General features: G+C 68.2%; 16 protein-coding genes. 8 read left to right on the top strand and 8 right to left on the bottom strand.

Annotation, left to right across the window (positions count from 1 at the left end; translation table 11 throughout):
• Window positions 1-50 precede the first annotated feature (50 nt).
• The 3 genes from BM133_RS09680 to BM133_RS09670 all read left to right on the top strand — a co-directional run bounded on the left by BM133_RS09680 (window position 51) and on the right by BM133_RS09670 (window position 4,846).
• On the top strand, window positions 51-2,243 hold the full coding sequence (locus BM133_RS09680) for a molybdopterin cofactor-binding domain-containing protein (RefSeq protein WP_093433303.1): 2,193 nt from the start codon (window positions 51-53) through the stop codon (window positions 2,241-2,243).
• Between the two features lie 10 nt (window positions 2,244-2,253).
• A complete protein-coding gene (locus tag BM133_RS09675) occupies window positions 2,254-2,712 on the top strand; it encodes a (2Fe-2S)-binding protein (protein ID WP_093433301.1) in 459 nt (152 codons plus the stop codon).
• Between the two features lie 166 nt (window positions 2,713-2,878).
• Window positions 2,879-4,846, top strand: coding sequence for a sensor histidine kinase (locus tag BM133_RS09670; protein WP_256219111.1), 1,968 nt, complete (start codon window positions 2,879-2,881; stop codon window positions 4,844-4,846).
• Between the two features lie 15 nt (window positions 4,847-4,861).
• On the opposite strand, the gene BM133_RS09665 is transcribed toward BM133_RS09670, so the two are convergent.
• Window positions 4,862-5,254 (bottom strand): c-type cytochrome, encoded by a 393-nt coding sequence (locus tag BM133_RS09665; RefSeq protein WP_371286314.1) that lies wholly within the window; start codon window positions 5,252-5,254, stop codon window positions 4,862-4,864.
• 111 nt (window positions 5,255-5,365) lie between these two features.
• Here BM133_RS09665 and BM133_RS09660 point away from each other — a divergent pair, with 111 nt between their 5' ends.
• Window positions 5,366-6,037, top strand: coding sequence for a hypothetical protein (locus BM133_RS09660; protein ID WP_093433298.1), 672 nt, complete (start codon window positions 5,366-5,368; stop codon window positions 6,035-6,037).
• A gap of 56 nt (window positions 6,038-6,093) precedes the next feature.
• Here the strand turns inward: BM133_RS09660 and BM133_RS34550 are convergent, their stop codons facing one another.
• From BM133_RS34550 to BM133_RS09640, 5 genes are all read right to left on the bottom strand, one after another.
• The gene (locus BM133_RS34550; RefSeq protein ID WP_143100103.1) at window positions 6,094-6,285 is read right to left on the bottom strand and encodes a hypothetical protein; all 192 of its coding nucleotides are present in this window, start codon (window positions 6,283-6,285) and stop codon (window positions 6,094-6,096) included.
• 147 nt (window positions 6,286-6,432) lie between these two features.
• Window positions 6,433-7,239, bottom strand: coding sequence for a PPK2 family polyphosphate kinase (locus BM133_RS09655; protein ID WP_093433297.1), 807 nt, complete (start codon window positions 7,237-7,239; stop codon window positions 6,433-6,435).
• Between the two features lie 46 nt (window positions 7,240-7,285).
• On the bottom strand, window positions 7,286-7,720 hold the full coding sequence (locus BM133_RS09650; protein ID WP_013541870.1) for an RNA-binding S4 domain-containing protein: 435 nt from the start codon (window positions 7,718-7,720) through the stop codon (window positions 7,286-7,288).
• A gap of 15 nt (window positions 7,721-7,735) precedes the next feature.
• Entirely contained in the window at window positions 7,736-9,193 is a 1,458-nt protein-coding gene (locus BM133_RS09645) for a sensor histidine kinase (protein ID WP_093433295.1), read from the bottom strand.
• Window positions 9,194-9,200: 7 nt separating this feature from the next.
• Window positions 9,201-9,881 (bottom strand): response regulator transcription factor, encoded by a 681-nt coding sequence (locus tag BM133_RS09640; RefSeq protein ID WP_093433294.1) that lies wholly within the window; start codon window positions 9,879-9,881, stop codon window positions 9,201-9,203.
• 159 nt (window positions 9,882-10,040) lie between these two features.
• Between BM133_RS09640 and BM133_RS09635 the strand changes: the two genes are divergently transcribed.
• The 3 genes from BM133_RS09635 to BM133_RS09625 all read left to right on the top strand — a co-directional run bounded on the left by BM133_RS09635 (window position 10,041) and on the right by BM133_RS09625 (window position 13,177).
• Window positions 10,041-11,000, top strand: a complete 960-nt coding sequence (locus tag BM133_RS09635) for a Bug family tripartite tricarboxylate transporter substrate binding protein (RefSeq protein WP_093433292.1) — start codon at window positions 10,041-10,043, stop codon at window positions 10,998-11,000.
• Between the two features lie 100 nt (window positions 11,001-11,100).
• Entirely contained in the window at window positions 11,101-11,652 is a 552-nt protein-coding gene (locus BM133_RS09630; RefSeq protein WP_093433291.1) for a tripartite tricarboxylate transporter TctB family protein, read from the top strand.
• 1 nt (window position 11,653) lies between these two features.
• Window positions 11,654-13,177 (top strand): tripartite tricarboxylate transporter permease, encoded by a 1,524-nt coding sequence (locus BM133_RS09625; RefSeq protein WP_093433289.1) that lies wholly within the window; start codon window positions 11,654-11,656, stop codon window positions 13,175-13,177.
• A gap of 58 nt (window positions 13,178-13,235) precedes the next feature.
• On the opposite strand, the gene BM133_RS09620 is transcribed toward BM133_RS09625, so the two are convergent.
• Window positions 13,236-14,162, bottom strand: a complete 927-nt coding sequence (locus BM133_RS09620; protein WP_093433288.1) for a peptidoglycan-binding domain-containing protein — start codon at window positions 14,160-14,162, stop codon at window positions 13,236-13,238.
• Between the two features lie 261 nt (window positions 14,163-14,423).
• Between BM133_RS09620 and BM133_RS09615 the strand changes: the two genes are divergently transcribed.
• A complete protein-coding gene (locus BM133_RS09615; RefSeq protein WP_218158353.1) occupies window positions 14,424-15,794 on the top strand; it encodes an alpha/beta hydrolase family protein in 1,371 nt (456 codons plus the stop codon).
• Window positions 15,795-15,841: 47 nt separating this feature from the next.
• Here the strand turns inward: BM133_RS09615 and BM133_RS09610 are convergent, their stop codons facing one another.
• Entirely contained in the window at window positions 15,842-18,958 is a 3,117-nt protein-coding gene (locus tag BM133_RS09610) for an efflux RND transporter permease subunit (protein ID WP_093433286.1), read from the bottom strand.
• Window positions 18,959-18,966: the final 8 nt, after the last annotated feature.

Raw genomic sequence — 18,966 nt, 5'->3', positions numbered from 1 at the left:
TCATGACATATTGACTCCTGTTCGCCACAACCAGAAGACAGGAGACAAGGATGGAACATCCCGAATCCGGCACGGTCCCCACGCATGTGCCGCGCCAAGACGAACCACCCGGCATGCGCCGGCGCGACCTCCTGGGATACGCGGCTTCGGCGCCTTTGGTTTCAGCCGCTGCCATAGGTCTTGGCGGGCTCGCAGCCCCCTCGACGGCCGAGGCCGCAATCCTGCCGATGACGCCCCCCGACACCACCGACCTGATCGACATCGGCGATGCGGTCACGCTCACCGCGTTGCCGACCATGCCGCTGGTCAAGGTGAGCAACGTTGCCAACGGCCGCGTGCGGCTGGAACTCCCGCGCCTGGAGTCGGGCCAGGGCATCGCCACCGCCGCCGCGATGATGCTGGCCGACAAGCTGCGCCTGCCGCTGAGCGCGATCGAGGTCGGCTCGGCCGACGCCAGCCCGGAGCTCATCTTCAACCAGCTCACCGGCGGGTCGTCCAGCGTGCGGTCGCTGCATGCCGGCATGCCGCTGCTGGGTGGCCTGGGCGGGTTGCTCTCGGGCAGCGCGAATGCGGTCGTCGGGCAGCGAACGACACGCCTGGACGCGCTGGACATCGTGACCGGGCGCAAGAAGTTCTCGATGGACCAGGCCGTGCCCCAGGCGATGCCGACCATGGTGTGCCGCCCGCCGACCATCAACGGCAAGTTCGTGCGCATCAACAACCTGAACACGGTGACGGCGATGCCGGGCGTTCTGGGCATCGCGCCGATTCCCGCGACCACCGGCATCGTGCCCACGCCGCCCGGCGTGGCGGTGATGGCCGAGACCTTCGGGCAGGCCTGGGCCGCGGTGAATGCGCTGGACGTCACCTGGACCGCCGGCCCGGTGGCGGGCGAGTCCAACGCCAGCATCCAGCAGAAGCTGAAATCCGCGCTGTTGCCTTTCCTGCTGCCGCCGCTGGGCGCGCTCACGGTCGAGGGCGAGTTCGAGTTCGCGGCGGTTTCGCACTGCCCGATGGAAACCGAATGCGCCATTGCCGACGTGCGTGCCGACCGGGCCGAGATCTGGTCCGGCCTGCAGAGCCCGATCGTCACGCAACAGGCCATTGCCGTCGAGCTGGGCCTGCCGCTGGACAGGGTGAAGGTGCACGCGGTGCCCTCGGGCGGCTCCTTCGGGCGGCGGCTCTTCTGGGACGCGACGCTGCAGGCGGTGCAGGCCTCCAAGGCGCTGGGCCGGCCCTGCAAGCTGATGTACCACCGCACCGACGACATGCGCCACGGCCGCGTGCGCCCGCCCATGTTCCACCGGGCGCGCGCCACGATGCTGCTGGGCCAGGTCATCGCCTTCGAGCAGCGCATCGCCGGGGTGCGGCTGGATACGCGCCACGGCTTCGGCGAGATGCTGGGGGCCGCGGCCATCGCGCTGCCCAACGGCTTTCCGCAGACGGTGGGCAACTTCGCCATCGAGCAGATCATGTTCAAGACGATGGTCACGTCGCCCTACAACTTCGGCGTCACCACCAAGCTCTTGACGCCGGTGGCGATGGACATGAACACCTGCTCGTACCGCTCGGTGCACATCCAGCCCTCGCGCCTGGTGGAGGAGATCCTGGTCGACGACATGGCCCGGGCGCTGCGCAAGGACCCGGTCGCGTTCCGCCTGGAGTACCTGCGATTGCCGCGCGCACGCGCGGTACTCAGGGCGGCGGCCGAGGCGGCGGGATGGGGCAAGGCGATGCCGGCGGGTTTTGCGCAAGGCGTGGGCGTGCACCAGGAGTCGAAGTCGTTCACGGCCTGCATCGTCGAGATCGATGGGCGGGTGCCGACCGACGTGAAGGTCATTCGCGCCACCATCGCGATCGACGTCGGCACGCCCATCAACCCCTCGGGCATCGAGGCGCAGATGCAGGGCGGGTTGTGCGAGTCGATCTCCATCGTGCTCACGGCGGGGCTGCACATCCAGAACGGCCTGCCGTTGGAAGGCAGCTATTCGCAGTACCACTTCGCGCGCATGAAGAGCTACCCGAAGGACGTGAAGGTGATCATCATGCCGGCCAGCACCGGCGAGGCGATCGGCGGGCTGGGCGAGGTGGGCCTGTCGGCCAGCTCGAGCGCGATCGCCAACGCCTACGCGCGCGCCACGGGCCGCAAACCACGCAGCTTCCCGCTGAATTTCCCGGTCGATTTCACCCCCATCCCCCCGGGCAAGCTGCCCACGCCGGTCGTCGTGCCGGTCCCCGCCTGAGGAGTTCGCCATGCCCATGCAATCTTTCAAGGTGAACGGCGGCAACGTCGATGTCGAGGCGCCCGACGACATGGCGCTGCTCTGGGTGCTGCGCGACAAACTGGGCATCACCGGCCCGAAGTACGGTTGCGGCATCAACGTGTGCAAGGCCTGCACCTGCCACGTGGACGGCAAGGCGGTCACCACCTGCTCCACGCGGGTGGCCGACGTGCGCGGCCGGCAGGTGACGACCATCGAGGGCCTGGCCAACGGCAACGTGCTGCATCCGGTGCAGCAGGCCTGGATGAACCTGGACGTGCCGCAGTGCGGCTTCTGCCAGCCCGGGCAGATCATGGCGGCGGTCGACCTGCTGCGGCGCACCCGCAACCCGACCGATGCCGACATCGATGCCATCGAGAACGTGTGCCGCTGCGGCACCTACGGCCGCATTCGCGAGGCCATCAAGGCGGCCGCGGCGATGATGGGGTAGCGGGGCGCGCGCTGCGGCCTGGTGCCGGTGCGACGCGCAACGGGGTGGGCGGAGACATAATTGTGAACTAATGCACACGTCTTCCGTTGCCCCTGGCCGACACACCATCCGCAAGGGCTGCAGGCAGACGGGGCAATGGATCGCAAGGCTGTGCCTCGCCCTGCCGTTGCTTGCCTTGCCTCTTGCGCATGCCAGCGAACCGCCGGCGGCGGGCGAAGCGCCGCAGCGCGACGGCGCGGTCCACGCGTCACAACAGGACGGCGCGGTCCACACGCCGCAACGCGACGGCGCGGTCCACATCACCCGCGCCGAGTTGCTGACCGTTCCCGGCACCGGCTATTCCGATCCGCCGCGGCTTGCCGAGGACGCCCGCCTGCCGGGCGACGAATGGCGGGAGATCAGCCTGCCGCACACCGCCGGGCGCGAACTGGTTCCCACGTCGTTGGGCGGCATACGCACCCTCACCGACTGGTACCGCATCGATCTCTCCGGGCTCGCGCCGTCGGCGCAGCAGCGCCTTCTCTATCTCCCGCGCTGGAAGACCCTGGGCCACATCGCGGTGTATGGCGACGGCGTGCTGCTTTATCAATCGCATGGCAGTCCCGTCCACAACGGCTACAACCATCCGCTGTTGCTGCCATTGAACGCGGCCGCCGGCACACCTTCCCCCACCTCCGTGCTGATCCGCGTGGACCGCCTGCGCAGCAGCGGGAGCGGATTCTCGACCGTGTGGGTGGGCGACCAGGCATCGCTGGTCTGGCGCTACCAGGCCCGCCAGCTGCTGCAGGTGCAGCTGCCGTTCATGGGCAGCGCCGCGTTCCTGGCGGTGGGCGCCTTCGCCTTCGCGGTGTGGCTGGGCAAGCGGCGCGAACCACTCTACCTGCTGTTCTTCGCCATCTCGGCGCTCGCTTTCCTGCGGACGGTGCATTACTACGCGGGCGGCAGCTATCTCCCGATCTCGGACGAGCTGTTCGAATGGATGACCGTGGCCTCGCTGATCTGGCTGATCATCGCCATCCACCTGTTCCTGGAGCGCCTGCATCAGCAGCCTTCGCCGTGGCTGACCCGCTCGTCGCTGGCGCTGGCAACGGGCTGCAGCATCGCCACGCTGCCGCACCTGTCGCCCTCGATCGCGAGCCTCTACCTCATCACGCCGCTGCTCAACCTGGCGGTGCTGCCCGTCGCGGTGCTGATCTTCGCGGTAAACCTGCGCAAGGCATTGCGCGCGAAATTGCCCGAGGGGCGGCTGGTGGCGGGCTGGACGGTCTTCGCCGTCGCGTTCACCTCCTACGACGGGCTCCTGCAGAACAACCTGGTGAGCCCGGAGAGCGTCTACACCTCGCCCTACGCGATCATCAGCCTGTTCTTCGTCTTCTCGTACATCATGTTCGAGCGCTACACCGGCGCGTTCGCCGAGGTGGCCCGGCTGAACAAGGGCCTGGCCCAGCGCCTGCAGGCGCGCGAAGCCGAGCTGGAGCAAAGCTATCAGCGGCTGCGCGTGATCGAGAACCAGCAGATGCTCAACGCCGAGCGCCGGCGCCTGATGCAGGACATGCACGACGGGCTGGGCTCCTCGCTGATCAGCGCCATCCGCTCGGTGGAGCGGGGCGCGATGAACGACGCCGAGATCTCCGACGTGCTCAAGGGCTGCATGGACGACCTGAAGCTGGCGATCGACTCCATGGAAAGCGTGGACGCCGATGTGTTGCTGCTGCTCGCGACCTTGCGCTTTCGCCTGGCGCCGCGCATCGAGAGCGCCGGCGTCGCGCTGCGCTGGGAAGTGCAGCCCGTGCCCGAGCTGCCCTGGCTGGATGCGGGCAGCGCGCTGCACATCCTGCGGATCATGCAGGAGTGCATCGCCAACGTGCTGCGCCACACGCGGGCCACCACCATCTGCTTCAGTACCGCGACGGTGGGCGAGGGCGTCTGCGTGGTGATCGAGGACAACGGCGCGGGCTTCGCCGTGGACGAGGCCCTGCAGCGAAGCGGCCGGGGGCTGCGCAACCAGCAGCAGCGTGCCATGGCAATCGGCGGGACCGTGAGCTGGGAGTCCGGCAGCGGCGGCACGCGCTTCACGCTCTGGCTGCCGCTGCAGCGCAAGGCCGATGGAGAAAAGGCTGCGCGGTCTTCCTGAGCGCAGGCGCGAGCGCTACTTCGGGCCCGGCGACGGCTGCGACAGCACCCAGCTCGCCAGCACCCGCGCATCGGCCTCCGAGACCAGGCTTTGCCGCGGCATGATGACGCGCCCCCAGGCCCCGACGCTGCCGTTGCGGATCTTCTCGGCCAGGCGCGGCGGCGCTTCCGGATCGTTGCGATAGCGGTCCGCGATCTGCGCGAAACCCGGGCCGACCTGCTTGTGGACGAGGCCGTGGCAGGCCATGCAGCCGTTTTTCCGCAGCAGGTCCATGACGGGTGCAGGGGGCGCGGTCTGCGCGAGGGATGTCGGCGCGCCGCAACAGATCGCCAGGAAGGCGCACAGCGCCGGAATCGAGAACTTCACGGGGACTTTGGTTTGCAGCCCGGAGAGGGCGGGGAAACGCATGGTCGCATGCCCGCGCACAGGTCGTCGTGCATTCGCGACAAGTCGATTCAAGAGTAACTATATGTATGGTTAAATCCGCGGAACTATCGCGAAAGAGGACGAGGGAATCCCATGAAGCTGTTGCTGAGCATTGCGTTCGCCGCTGTCGCCCTGATGGGCTGTACCGCCAGGGCGCCGCTGGTGCCGACCGAACCTGGCACAGGGTCTGGACTCACCTACGTGCCCCTGGTCGCCATGGAAGGCGTCGACAAGGTGCGCTACGACAGCGACGTGCAGGCCTGCCGCACCGCCGCCACCCGCATCACGGCGCGCAGCGAAACCGGCGATGCGATGTGGCTGGCACTCGGCCTCGGATTGATCACGGTGCACGGCCAGGGCATCGTGGCCGCCGCTTCGTACACCGGCATCAGCGCAGCGGTCATCGACTGGAACGGTCGCCCGACCTCGGAACTCATCGCCGAGCACCAGGAGATCGCCATCGTCCACTGCATGGCCAAGCGCGGCTATCGCAACCTCGATCCGGACGTGCGCGACACCTTCTACGGCCACACCTTCGATCCGGTCGTCGCCGCCAAGCCGCGCCGCACGGGCATCGACACCTACAACGTCGAATCGCTGGCCAAGGCCGGTCGCTGCAACGTGCAGCCGCGCGCCGAGCTCACGGCCAAGGGCCCGGGCTTCGAGTCGTACAACGTGCCTTGCGAAAACGGTGGAACCTGGGCGGTGCGTTGCGAATTCGGCAAGTGCCGCGTGCTGGCGCAGGCGCCGGTGCGCCGCTCCTGAGTTTCCTCAGGCAACGCAACTGCCGGCGCCCCATGCCGGCTCCGGCTTCATCGGCTTCAACGCCAGACGTAGTGGCCCGGCACCCGGCGGCCATGCTCCCGGTGCGCGGGCACCCAGACCTTGTGCTTGCGGTGGTTCTGTCCGGCGTGCGACCGGTCATAGCCCGGTCCGTGGCGCGGCGACATGGGCTGTGCCAAGGCGGCACTGGAAATGACGCAGGCGGCGAGAACGAAGAGTATCTTTTTCATGTTGGAGTCCCTCGGGTTGATGGATGCACCTTGAGCAGGTACGGCATGAACCTTAGTTTGCGGCGGTGCACGGCCTCGTAGGCCGCCGAGCACTTTACAAACAGGACGTTGCAGTGGCACGACGCCGCTGCAACCAACGGCACCGTCCTACTTGACGATCATTCCCTTGAGCGCCGGGTCCGGCGGCGGGGCCTTGAACTTCATCTGCCGCAGCGTCTTCATCAGCAACTGCGCAATCATCAGGTTGCGGTGCCGCTTGCTGTTGGCCGGTATCACGTACCAGGGCGCATGCTCGCTCGAAGTGGCCGAGAGCGCGTTCTCGTAGGCGCGCTGGTAGGCGCTCCACTTGGTGCGCACTTCCAGGTCGCCCATGCTGAATTTCCACTGCTTGCCGGGCGTGTCGATGCGCGCCTGCAGGCGCTCGCGCTGCTCGTCCTTGTCGATGTGCAGCATGCACTTCACGATGACCGTGCCGGTCTCGACCAGCAGCCGTTCGAAGTCGTTGATCTGCGCATAGCGGCGCTGGGTCTCGGTCTTGTCGATCCAGCCTTCGACCACCGGCACCAGCACGTCTTCGTAGTGGCTGCGGTTCCACACCGCGATCTCGCCGGTGCGCGGCACGACGGCGTGGCAGCGCCAGAGATAGTCGCGGGCCCGTTCTTCTTCGGTCGGCGCCTTGAAGGCCGCCACGCGCACGCCCAGCGGGGAGGTGCGCGAGAACACCCAGCGCACCGTGCCGTCCTTGCCGCTGGTGTCCATGCCCTGCAGCACCAGCAGCACCTTGCGGCGGCCTTCGGCGTGCAGCAGGTTCTGCAGCTCGTCGAGCTCGACGGCCATCGCGTCGACTTCTTCGCGCTGGGCCGCTTCATCGCCCTCGCAGAAGGCGGTGTCGCCGGGGTCGATGTGCGAGAGCTTGAACTTGCTGCCGACGCGGTATTTCTTGAAGCTGGCCATGAACCGGAACTCCTGCAGAAAAAGGAAAGCCGACAGCGTAAGCGAATCAGCGCTCGGTATCTTCAGGGTCGATCGAGGCGCTCCAGCGGTTGTCCCATTCGGCGTGGCGCACCGCGCCGTCCAGATCGCGCCGGTCGCGCTTGGTCGGGCGGCCCTGCTCGATGGCCAGTGCCGGCTCGCTGCCCATGCGGCGTTGCTCGCGGAGAGCGGCCTGTGCGGCAATGCTCTCGGCCGTCTCCTCGTAGAGCAGCTGGGCGACCGGCGCCGGCCCGCGCTGGCCGCTGATGCCGCGCACCGTCACGGTCCGCGTCTGCACGCCCAGGCGCATCGTCACGGTGTCGCCGGCCTTCACCTCGCGCGAGGCCTTGGCGACGTCGCCGTTCACCTGCACCCGGTTCTTGCCGATTTCCTCCGCGGCCAGCGAACGCGTCTTGAAGAAGCGTGCGGCCCAGAGCCATTTGTCGATGCGCAGACGTTCCAGAGAAGATTCCATAGGTCAGGAATTGTGCCGCCAGAGCGGCAGGTGCACGACGGCGTCCAGCCCGATGACCCTGGCGGCGCTGTCCAGCGTAGTGCTCTGCGTAGTGCCCTGCGTGGCGCCCTGCGCGGTGCGGTTCTCCAGGTCGATGCGTCCGTCCAGCGCCAGCACGATCTCGCGGCAGATCGCCAGGCCCAGCCCCGAGCCGCTGGACGCGCTGCCGGCGGAGAAGGGCGCGAACAGCCGCTGCCGCAGCTCGGGCGAAATGCCGGGCCCTTCGTCGCGCACGATGAGCACCGCGTGACCGTCGACAGCGCGCACGCTCACCGACAGCGCCGCGCCCTGCGGGCTCTGCTTGATCGCGTTGTGCAGCAGGTTGCGCGTGAGCTCCTGCAGCATCCACTGGTGCGCGCGCACGGCCACCGGCTCGCCCGCGGCCAGTTCGAAATCCAGCGCCTTGTCGGCCACCAGCGGCGACAGGTCGAGCACGACGTTGCGCACCACGTCGCAGAGGTCGAGCGTCACCGACTCGGGCTGCTGGCGCAACTGCTCCACTTTTGCAAGCGAGAGCATCTGGTTGGCCAGCATCGTGGCGCGCTCGACCGTCTGGCTGATCTCGCCGAAGGCCTGCTCGGGCGCCACGTCGCCGCGGCGCGCCGACTGCACCTGTGCCTTGAGCACCGCGAGCGGCGTGCGCAGCTGGTGGGCGCTGTCGCGCACGAAGCGCTTCTGGTGGTCCAGCAGCCGCTGCAGCCGTCCCATCACCTCGGTGGTGGCGTCGATCAGCGGCAGCAGTTCGCGCGGCGCATCGGGCGCGTCGATGGGCGAGAGATCGTCCGCCGGCCGCTTTTCGATCGCTTCCCCCAGTTCGCGCACCGGGCGCGTGGCGCGGTGCACCACGAACACCGTGACGCCCGCGATCACGCCCATCAGCAGCAACTGGCGCCACAGCGTGTCCAGCAGCAGCTTGCGCACCAGCGTCTCGCGCAGCTCGAGCGTCTCGGCGACCTGCACCACCGCCATGCCGCGGCCGCGCGCGCTGGCCACCGGCTGCAGCAGCACCGCGACGCGAACGGGTTGCCCCCGGAACTGCGCGTCGTAGAAATCGACCAGCGCCGCATACGCGCTGCGGTCCGGAATGCGGCCCCGCCAGAACGGCAGTTCGACGAAACCCGAGATCAGTTCGCCATCGAGCGCGGAGACCCGATAGAAGAGGCGGCTGCGGTTGTCGGCCTCGAAGGCCTCCAGCGCGGAGTAGGGCACGATGGCGCGCAGCTGCGCGCGCTCGTCGTAGCCCTCCACGTCCAGCTGCTCGCCGATGGTCTTGGCCGAGGCGAGCAGCGTGCGGTCGTAGGCGGTGGTGGCCGCCGCCAGGCTCTGGCGATACAGGCTCACGCTGTTGATCACGATGAACAGCGCCACCGGCGCGAGGATGCCGATCAGCAGCCGCGCGCGCAGCGAGGAGACATGCCTCATGCGGCCTTCATGTCTCGGGCCTGAGGAGATAACCCAGGCCGCGCATCGTCATCAGCACGGCGCCCGTGCCCGCGAGCTTCTTGCGAAGGCGATACACCACCACCTCGATGGCCTCGTACTGCACGTCGGTCTCGCCCGGGAACACCAGCTCGAACAGGCGCTCCTTGGTGACCGCGTGGCCCGGCTTCATCATCAGCGCCTTCATCAGCGCCAACTCGCGCGGCGTGAGCTCCAGCAGATCGGCGCGGTTGTAGATGGCGCCGTTGTCGGGCTCGAAGCGCAGGCCGCCGATCTCCTGCGGGTTCAGGCCCGAATCGGGTCCCGCGCTCTGGCTGCGCCGGCGCAGTGCGCGGATGCGGGCTTCCAGTTCGTCCAGGTCGAAGGGCTTGGGCAGGTAGTCGTCGGCACCTGCGTTCAGGCCCACGATGCGGTCGCCCACCGTGCCGCGGGCCGTGAGCAGCAGCACGGGGGTGCGCAGCCCCTCGGCGCGGGCCTGGGCGAGCACCTGCAGGCCGTCCAGGTTGGGCAGGCTCAGGTCGAGCGCGACCACATCGGGCTCGATGGCGCGCCACTGCGCCACCGCCTCGGCCCCGTCGCCGCACACGCGCACGTCGATGCGGCGGCGGGCAAGGGCGCGCTGCAGCGTGATCTGCATCGAGGGATCGTCTTCGACCAGCAGCAGCTTCATACGAGGGTCATACGGGGAGAGCGCAATGGATACTTTGGTGTTTTCCCCAGTCTGGCGGACAGCCAACTGACAGCGGGGCGGCGCATGATAGCGGCTCAGGCCTGAGTCAGGTTCCTTCAGGTTCCTGCCACCTTTCTTTCAGCCCCTCTGGAGACAACGATGCGTCGCGATACCTTTTTGAAGTCCCTGGCCGCTCTGGCCGCCGCCGGAGCGCTTCCGCTCTCGGCACGTGCTGCAGCCAACGTCAAGATGATGATCCCCGCCAACCCGGGCGGTGGCTGGGACACCACCGGCCGTGCATTGGGCAAGGCCCTGAGCGACGCCAAGGTGGCCGACACCGTCACCTACGACAACAAGGGCGGCGCCGCCGGCGCGCTGGGCCTGGCCCAGTTCGTGAACGGCTCCAAGGCCGATGCCAACGCGCTGATGGTCATGGGCTCGGTCATGCTGGGCGGCATCATCACCGGCAAGCCGCCGGTCAAGCTGGAACAGGCCACGCCCATCGCGCGCCTGACCACCGAATACAACGTGTTCGTGCTGCCGGCCAATTCGCCCCTGAAGACCATGAAGGACGTGGTCGACCAGCTCAAGAAGGACCCGGGCAGCGTCAAGTGGGGCGGCGGTTCGCGCGGCTCCACCGAGCACATCGCCGCGGCCATGATCGCGCAGAAGGTCGGCGCCGATCCGTCCAAGATCAACTACGTGGCCTTCCGCGGAGGCGGTGAAGCCACCGCCGCCATCCTGGGCGGCAACGTCACCGTCGGCGGCAGCGGCTACAGCGAATTCGCCGAGTACATCGCCGCCGGCAAGATGAAGGCGATTGCCGTCACCTCGGCCCAGCGCCTGCCGGGCATCAACGTGCCCACGCTCAAGGAACAGGGCATCGACGTGGAAATCGGCAACTGGCGCGGCGTGTACGGCGCCCCCGGCATCTCGGCCGAGCAGCGCAAGGCGCTGACCGACATGGTGCTGGCCGCGCTCAAGAGCGGCTCGTGGGCCGAGTCGCTCAAGAAGAACGAATGGACGCCGGCCGTGCTGTCGGGCGATGCCTTCGCCAAGTTCGTGGACGACGACTTCGCCAGCCTGCGCGCCATCATGACCAAGTCCGGCATGGTCTGACGCGCACACCGCACCACTTGCCTGCCGAATGGCACGCTGTCCTCGCAAGAGACGACAGCGTGCCGTTTTCAAATCCAGCACCACATTCCGGGCGCAAAAAATGACAACTCCAGAACCCTCGGTTTCTCCGCCCGACACGGCGGCCCAGGCGGCGGCGGTATGGCCGCAAACCCTCGTCGGCGCGGGCGTGCTGCTCGCCGGCCTGGCGCTCGCCTTCGGCGCCATCGGCATTTCTTCCGAAGCCGGCTACGGCGGCGTCGGCCCCAACTTCCTGCCCTGGATGGTGTCCGTGGTGCTCGTGCTCTGCGGCGGCTGGATCCTCTGGGAAGCGCGCACCGGCGGCTTCCGCGAACTGGACGCGCCCACGGGTGCCGATCGCGCCTACTGGCCCGGCTTCATCTGGGTCTCGGCGGGCTTGCTGCTCAACGCGGCGCTCATCACCACCCTGGGCTTCATCCTGAGTTGCACGCTGTGCTACGTGCTGGCCGTGCAGGGCCTGCGACGCGCGAGCGGACAGGCCGGCGTGAATTCGCCGCGCACCTTCGCCATCGACTTCGTCACCGGCGTGCTCATCGCCGCCCCGGTGTTCTGGATGTTCACGCAATTCCTGGCCATCAGCCTGCCGGGCCTCACTTCCACCGGGTGGCTCTGACATGGAAATCTTCAACGCACTCATGGCGGGTTTCGCCACGGCGATCACCCCGATCAATCTGCTCTGGTGCCTGATCGGCTGTGCCCTGGGCACGGCCGTGGGCGTGCTGCCCGGCATCGGTCCGGCGGTGGCGGTGGCCATGCTGCTGCCCATCACCGGCAAGGTCGACATCACGGCCTCGATGATCTTCTTCTCGGGCATCTACTACGGCGCCATGTACGGCGGCTCGACCACCTCGATCCTCTTGAACACGCCCGGCGAAACCGCCAGCATGGTGACCGCGATGGAGGGCAACAAGATGGCCAAGAGCGGAAGGGCGGGCGCTGCGCTCGCCACCGCCGCCATCGGCTCCTTCGTGGCCGGCACCATCGCCACGGTCATCGTCACGCTGTTCGCGCCCTTCGTGGCCGAGTTCGCGGTCAAGCTCGGCCCGCCCGAGTATTTCCTCCTGATGCTGCTGGCCTTCACCACGGTGAGCGCGGTGCTCGGCAAGAGCACGCTGCGCGGCATGACGGCGCTGTTCGTGGGTCTTGCGGCCGGCTGCGTGGGCCTGGACCAGATCTCCGGCCAGGGCCGCTACACCGGCGGCGTGCCCGAACTGCTGGACGGCATCGAGATCGTGCTGGTCGCGGTCGGCCTGTTCGCAGTGGCCGAGGTGCTGTACGCCGTGCTCTACGAAGGCAAGGTCACCGAGGGCCAGAACAAGCTCAGCCGCGTGCACATGACCAAGCGCGACTGGAGGCGCTCGATTCCCGCGTGGCTGCGCGGCACCGCCATCGGCACGCCGTTCGGCTGCATTCCGGCCGGCGGCACGGAGATCCCGACCTTCCTGAGCTATGCGATGGAAAAGAAGCTCGCCAAGGACAAGGACGCCAAGGCCGAGTTCGGCACCACCGGCGCCATCGAAGGCGTGGCCGGCCCTGAGGCGGCCAACAATGCCACGGTGACGGCCGCGCTGATCCCGCTGCTCACGCTGGGCATTCCGACCTCCAACACCACCGCCATCCTGCTGGGCGCGTTCCAGAACTACGGCATCCAGCCGGGTCCGCAGCTCTTCACCACATCGGCCGCGCTGGTGTGGGCGCTGATCGCCTCGCTCTACATCGGCAACGTGATGCTGCTGGTGCTGAACCTGCCGATGGTGGGCCTGTGGGTCAAGCTCTTGAAGATCCCGAAGCCGCAGCTCTACGCCGGCATCCTGATCTTCGCGACGGTGGGTGCCTACGGCATGCGCCAGAGCGCGTTCGACCTGTTCCTGCTCTACGCCATCGGCCTCCTGGGCGTGGTGATGCGGCGCTTCGACTTTCCGACCGCGCCGGTGGTCGTCGGCATGATCCTCGGGCCGCTGGCCGAAGCGCAGCTGCGCAACGCCATGTCGATCGGCGAGGGCAGCGCGGTGGTGTTCTTCCAGCGTCCGATGTCGATCGCGCTGGTGATCATCGTGGTCGCCGTGCTGGTGCTGCCGCGCCTGGCCAAGCGCATGAGCGACCGCAAGTTGAAGCGGCTGGCGCAGCTGGACGCCTGAGACGCTTTCGCTTTCTCTGCAAGATGCCGCGGCGCCCTGGCCCCGCGGCATTTTTCGTTCAGGCCCCTGCCACGGGCGCGAGGAAGTACGCCGTCTCCTGCTGGAGTTGCGAGTAGGGATAGGCGTTGCGCGCAATCACGCTCTTGTTGCCCTTGCTCTTGTCGTTGGCGTCGGGCCCGAAGGCATTGCCGTCGATGCTCTCCATGCGGTCGTTGGCGTTCGAGGTGACGATGAAGTGGTGGTTGCGCCCGCCCGGCTTGATGCCGCTCACCACGCCGATGCAGCCCGGGAACACCGCCGAGTAGTCGCTGATGCGCTGGAACACCTTGCGGTCGAACACGTTCTGGGTGTGCTGCGCCCAGCCGCCCGGCACGCTCACGCCGGCGGCGCGGTACACGTAGATGCAGAAGATGCCGCACCACGCGCACAGGTCGTTGGTGTTGCGCCAGGCGCCGGCATTCATCTCCTGCCATTTCTGCACTGCCTGCGCGGTGATGGTGGGGCAGCGGCCGATGTAGGCGCCGGGAACGCTCGCGTCCTGAAAGATCTTCTGCAACCCCACGCCGCCCTGGCGCGGGCGCTTCGGGTTGCCGCTGTCCGCGCACAGCGCCGCGGCAATGCGCTCGACGTTCTGGTTGGGTTGCGAGGCCAGCGTCCAGCCCCATTTGGCCAGCGCGGCCTCGGCCGCCGTCACCACGTTGGCGCCGAGCTCAGACGGCGTCTTGTGGTTCCCCGGCGGCACCAGCAGCCCGATGACCTGGCCGATCAGCGCCTCCAGCACGGCCCAGGTCTGCGGCCCGACGATGGCGTCGGGCACCAGCTTGAAGAAGCTCTGGTATTCCTTGACCTTCGAGTTGGTCTTGGCGCCGAACTGTCCGTCGGCCACGAGCAGCGGGAGCTTGGACGTCACCCATTGGTTCAGGGCCGATTGCATCAGCGACACGTCGGCGCCGTGTGATCCGAAGCGCAGGGTAGGTCGAGTCATGGGGTGTCTCCCCCGGCGATGCCGGTGTGTCGTGTGTGAAGTGGCACCGGGATTATTCGAAGGGCGGTCCTTGCGCGAAATCCGCCATGCAGCCTATTTCACCGGCCGAACGGGCAGCCGTTGGCGCGCCGCGGTGGCCGTTCGCGCTGTGCCTGCCGCATTCCGTCGCAAGGCGGATGCAGCGCGCAGTGCGCGTTCCTAGAGTCCGGCACCGAAGACGAAATGTCTTTGCCCGCCACGAACACCGAAAGGAAATCCACCATGGAACGCCGTCATTTCGCCCGCTCGATCCTTGCTGCCGCCGGCGCGGTCGCCCTCGGTGCGAGGGCGCAAGAGACCCGCTCGCAAGCACCGGCGGCGGCATCGCCCGCGCCCATTGCATCGGCCGCATCGGCCGCATCCGCCGCATCCGGACTGAAGCCCTTCCTCTTCGCGCAGGACGACACCTTCTGGTACGAGACGCTGCGCTCCTTCGGCCACATCGCCTATGGCGGCGCGGACTTCGGCGAAGTGGTGGTCACCGCCCAGCGCATCCGCGGCGGCGACTACGACAGCTGGCACGACGAATGGCGCCTCACCGCCGACCGGGTGGCCGCCGAGGCGCAGAAGAGCCTGGCCGCGGGCCACGCGGTGAGTGCGCGCGATGCGTTCTTCCGCGCCTCTAACTACTACCGCAGCGCGGAGTTCTTCCTGCACGGCAACCCGGCCGATCCGCGCATCAACGCGGCCTACGACCGCAGCGTCGAGTGCTTTCGCGCGGCCGTACGGCTCACGAACGGCGCGATCGAGCCGGTGCGCATCCGCTACGAAGGCACGAGCCTGCCGGGCTATTTCTATCGCGCGGCCGGCATGGGCAACAAGCGTCGACCCACCGTCGTCATGCACAACGGCTTCGACGGCTCGGTGGAAGAGATGCACTACGTTGCCGCCGCCGCGCTGGCCGAGCGCGGCTACAACGTGCTGAGCTTCGACGGCCCCGGCCAGCCCGGCCCGATGCACTGCGAAGGCCTGGTGCTGCGGCCCGACTGGGAGCGCGTGGTCGGCCCGGTGCTGGACCATGTGCTGGCACGGCCCGACGTCGATGCGAAGCGCGTCGCGCTGCTGGGCAACAGCCTGGGCGGCGTGCTGGCGCCGCGCGCGGCGGCGTTCGAGCCGCGCATCCGCGCACTGATCGCGCTGGACGGCATCTACGACATGGGCGAGAAGACGCTGCCGATGTTCGGCGGCCAGCGCGAGGTGGCGCGCCGTGTGCTCACAGCGCCCTCGGCACCGGACATCGACAAGGCACTCGCGCAGGTCGCCGCGCACGATGCGCAGGCGCGCTGGGCCTTCGGCCACGGCGCCTGGGTCACCGGCAAGGGCACGGCGCGCGGTTATCTCTCGACGCTGCTGGACTACAACGTGGCCGACGGCGTGGCCGAGCGCATCCAGTGCCCGACGCTGGTGTGCGCCGCCGCCAACGACATGTTCTTCAAGGGCCAGCCCGAGGCGCTGTATGCGCACCTCACGTGCCCGAAGACTTTTCTCGCGCTCGACGACACGCTGGGTGCCGGTGCGCACTGCCATGCGGGGGCACAGCGGCTGGCGATGGCGCGCATCGGCGACTGGCTGGATACGACGTTCGCGGCTTGAGGTTCGGCTCCCTTTCCCGCGAGCGGGAGAGGGGACAAGACCCCGCGTCAGGCCGCGGGCCGCGGCGTCTCGACCAGGTCGTCGTCGATGTGCGGGTCGGCCGGCTGCCCGCGCAGCCTGCGCACGGTGCGCTTGATCCAGTGCTCGATGTCGTCGATGTAGGTGAACACCGCCGGCACCACCAGAAGGCTCAGCACCGTCGAGGTGATCAGCCCGCCGATCACCGCCATCGCCATCGGCGAGCGGAAGCTGGAGTCGGCGGCGCCGAAGCCCACGGCGATCGGCAGCATGCCGGCGCCCATGGCGAGCGTGGTCATGATGATGGGGCGCGCGCGCTTGTGGCAGGCGTCGCGCAGCGCGTCCCAGCGGCTCATGCCGTGGTCGCGGCGCGCCACGATGGCGTATTCCACCAGCAGGATCGAGTTCTTCGTCGCGATGCCCATGAGCATGATCAAGCCGATCAGCGAGGGCATCGAGAGCGCCTTCTGCCCGATCAAGAGGCCCACGAAGGCGCCGCCCAGCGCGAGCGGCAGCGCGCACAGGATGGTCACCGGGTGCAGGAAGTCCTTGAACAGCAGCACCAGCACGATGTAGATGCACAGCACGCCCGTGAGCATCGCGAGGCCGAAGCTCGCGAAGAGTTCGGTCATCACCTCGGCGTCGCCCACCTCGGTCACGCGCACGCCGGGCGGCAGCTTCTGGATTGAGGGGAGGTTCATCACCGCGGTCTTCGCATCGCCCAGGCCCACGCTGGACAGTTCGATCTCGAAGTTGACGTTTCGCGAGCGGTCGTAGCGGTCGATCACGGCCGGGCCGCCTTCCATGGTGAGCGAGGCCACCTGGCTGAGCATGACGGGGCCGCGCGCACCGGGCACCGAGAGGCGCCCGAGCAGGTCCAGGTCCTTGCGCGCCGAGTCTTCCAGCTTCACCACGATCGGCACCTGCCGCTGCGCGAGGTTGAGCTTGGCGAGCGACTGGTCGTAGTCGCCCAGCGTGGCCACGCGCAGCGTCTCGGCGATGGCCGCGCTGGTCACGCCCAGATCGGCGGCGCGCGCGAAGTCGGGGCGCACCGCGATCTCGGGGCGGATCAGGCTCGCGGTGGAGGTGATGTTGCCCAGGCCCGCGATGGTGCGCAGGTCCTTCTCGACCGCGCTGGCCGCGGCCGCAAGCGCCACCGGGTCTTCGCCCGTGAGCGCCAGGATGTACTTCTCGCCCGAGCCGCCCAGGCCCACGGTGCTGCGCACGCCGGGCAGGGTTTCCAGGGCGGTGCGGATCTGGTTCTCGATGACCTGCTTGCGCGGCCGGTCGCCGCGCTCGTCCAGCTTGATGGTGAGCGTGGCCTTGCGCGTCTCGGGCGTGCCGAAACTGGCGAACGGATCGCCGCCCGCGCTGCCGCCGGCCACCGTGGTGTAGACGCTTTTCACGTGCGCGATCTTCATCACGCGGTTGCGCGTTTCCTCGGCGGCCGCGGTGGTCTGCGCGAGCGTGGAGCCCGGCGCGAGCGACAGGTACACCTGCGTCTGCGAGTTGTCGTCCGGCGGAATGAAGCCGGTCTTGAGCAGCGGGATCATCGCCAGCGAGCCGAAGAAAAAGAGGGTGGCCAGCACCATCGTCTTGAAGCGGTTGTGCGTGCTCCACTCCACGGCGCGCATGTACCAGCGAAGCCAGCCGGGCTCTTTCTCGGCACCCACGATCGGCTTCAGGATGTAGGCCGCCATCATGGGCGTGAGCACCCGCGCGACCACCAGCGAGGCGAACACCGCGAGCGAGGCCGTCCAGCCGAACTGCTTGAAGAACTTGCCGGCCACGCCGCTCATGAACGCCGTGGGCAGGAACACCGCGATCAGCGTGAAGGTGGTGGCGATCACCGCCAGGCCGATTTCGTCGGCCGCCTCCATCGCCGCCTGGTAGGGCGTCTTGCCCATGCGCAGGTGCCGCACGATGTTCTCGACCTCCACGATCGCATCGTCCACCAATATCCCGACCACCAGCGAGAGCGCGAGCAGCGAGATCACGTTGACCGAGAAGCCCAGGAGGTACATGCCGATGAAGGCCGGAATCACCGACATCGGCAGCGCCACCGCCGAGACGAACGTGGCGCGCCAGTCGCGCAGGAAGAGCCACACCACGATCACCGCCAGGATGGCGCCCTCGTACAGCAGGTGCAGCGAGCCGTTGTATTCCTCTTCCACCGGATCGACGAAGTTGAAGGCTTCGGTCAGCTCGATGTCGGGGCGCTGCGCGCGCATGTCGGCCAGCGCCTTCTGCACCGCATGGCCCACTTCCACTTCGCTGGCGCCGCGGCTGCGGGCCACCTCGAAGCCGACCACCGGCTTGCCGTTGAGAAGGGCCCCCGAGCGCGGCTCGGCGATGGTGTCGCTGATGCGCGCGACCTGGTCCAGGCGCACGCGGCGGCCGTCGGACAGCACGATCTGGATGTCCGCCAGCTGGTCGGCCGACTGCACGGTGGCCATCGTGCGCACCGGTTGCTCGCTGCCGCCCAGGTCGAAGCGCCCGCCGGCGCTTTCCACCTGCACCTGGCGCAGCTGGCGCGAGATGTCGCCGGCCGAGGCGCCCAGCGCCTGCAGCTTGGCCGGGTCCAGGTCGATGTGCACCTGGCGCGTGACGCCGCCCACGCGGTTCACCGCGCCCACGCCGGGCAGCGCGAGCAGCTTCTTGGTGATGTCGTTGTCCACGTACCAGCTGAGCGCCTCGGCGTCCATCTGCGAGGAGGAGATGGTGAAGGCCAGCACCGGCTGGCCCGCCAGGTCCAGCTTGGTGACCACCGGGTCGCGCACGTCGGCCGGCAGGTCGGCGCGCACGCGCTGCACCGCGGAGCGCACGTCGTCCACGGCTTCCTGCACGGGCTTTTCGAGACGGAACTCGACGATCAGCGTGGCAGCGCCGTCCTGCACCTTGGTGGTGATGTGCTTCAGGCCCTGCACGGTGGCGATGGAGTTCTCGAGCTTGCGCGCGACGTCGGTTTCCAGCTGCGAAGGCGCGGCGCCGGGCAGCAACGCCGAGACCGTGACGGTCGGCAGGTCGATGTCCGGAAAGTTCTGCACCTTCATCGCGTTGAACGACAGCAGCCCACCGAAGGTGAGCAGCACGAACAGCATCACCGCCGGAATCGGGTTGCGTATGGACCAGGCGGAAACGTTCATGGCGTGTC

It is taken from the genome of Variovorax sp. 770b2 (genome assembly GCF_900115685.1).
Taxonomy (GTDB): domain Bacteria; phylum Pseudomonadota; class Gammaproteobacteria; order Burkholderiales; family Burkholderiaceae_C; genus Variovorax.
Note: the sequence above shows the minus strand (reverse complement) of the source record. Positions and strands in the feature narration are given on the sequence as shown.

Bases quoted from the DNA above. Each gene is read 5' to 3' on its own strand.
- BM133_RS09680 (WP_093433303.1), top strand. From the start codon at position 51: ATGGAACATCCCGAATCCGGCACGGTCCCCACGCATGTGCCGCGCCAA.
- BM133_RS09675 (WP_093433301.1), top strand. From the start codon at position 2,254: ATGCCCATGCAATCTTTCAAGGTGAACGGCGGCAACGTCGATGTCGAG.
- BM133_RS09665 (WP_371286314.1), bottom strand. From the start codon at position 5,254: ATGCGTTTCCCCGCCCTCTCCGGGCTGCAAACCAAAGTCCCCGTGAAG.
- BM133_RS09660 (WP_093433298.1), top strand. From the start codon at position 5,366: ATGAAGCTGTTGCTGAGCATTGCGTTCGCCGCTGTCGCCCTGATGGGC.
- BM133_RS34550 (WP_143100103.1), bottom strand. From the start codon at position 6,285: ATGAAAAAGATACTCTTCGTTCTCGCCGCCTGCGTCATTTCCAGTGCC.
- BM133_RS09655 (WP_093433297.1), bottom strand. From the start codon at position 7,239: ATGGCCAGCTTCAAGAAATACCGCGTCGGCAGCAAGTTCAAGCTCTCG.
- BM133_RS09645 (WP_093433295.1), bottom strand. From the start codon at position 9,193: ATGAGGCATGTCTCCTCGCTGCGCGCGCGGCTGCTGATCGGCATCCTC.
- BM133_RS09640 (WP_093433294.1), bottom strand. From the start codon at position 9,881: ATGAAGCTGCTGCTGGTCGAAGACGATCCCTCGATGCAGATCACGCTG.
- BM133_RS09635 (WP_093433292.1), top strand. From the start codon at position 10,041: ATGCGTCGCGATACCTTTTTGAAGTCCCTGGCCGCTCTGGCCGCCGCC.
- BM133_RS09630 (WP_093433291.1), top strand. From the start codon at position 11,101: ATGACAACTCCAGAACCCTCGGTTTCTCCGCCCGACACGGCGGCCCAG.
- BM133_RS09625 (WP_093433289.1), top strand. From the start codon at position 11,654: ATGGAAATCTTCAACGCACTCATGGCGGGTTTCGCCACGGCGATCACC.
- BM133_RS09620 (WP_093433288.1), bottom strand. From the start codon at position 14,162: ATGACTCGACCTACCCTGCGCTTCGGATCACACGGCGCCGACGTGTCG.
- BM133_RS09615 (WP_218158353.1), top strand. From the start codon at position 14,424: ATGGAACGCCGTCATTTCGCCCGCTCGATCCTTGCTGCCGCCGGCGCG.
- BM133_RS09610 (WP_093433286.1), bottom strand. From the start codon at position 18,958: ATGAACGTTTCCGCCTGGTCCATACGCAACCCGATTCCGGCGGTGATG.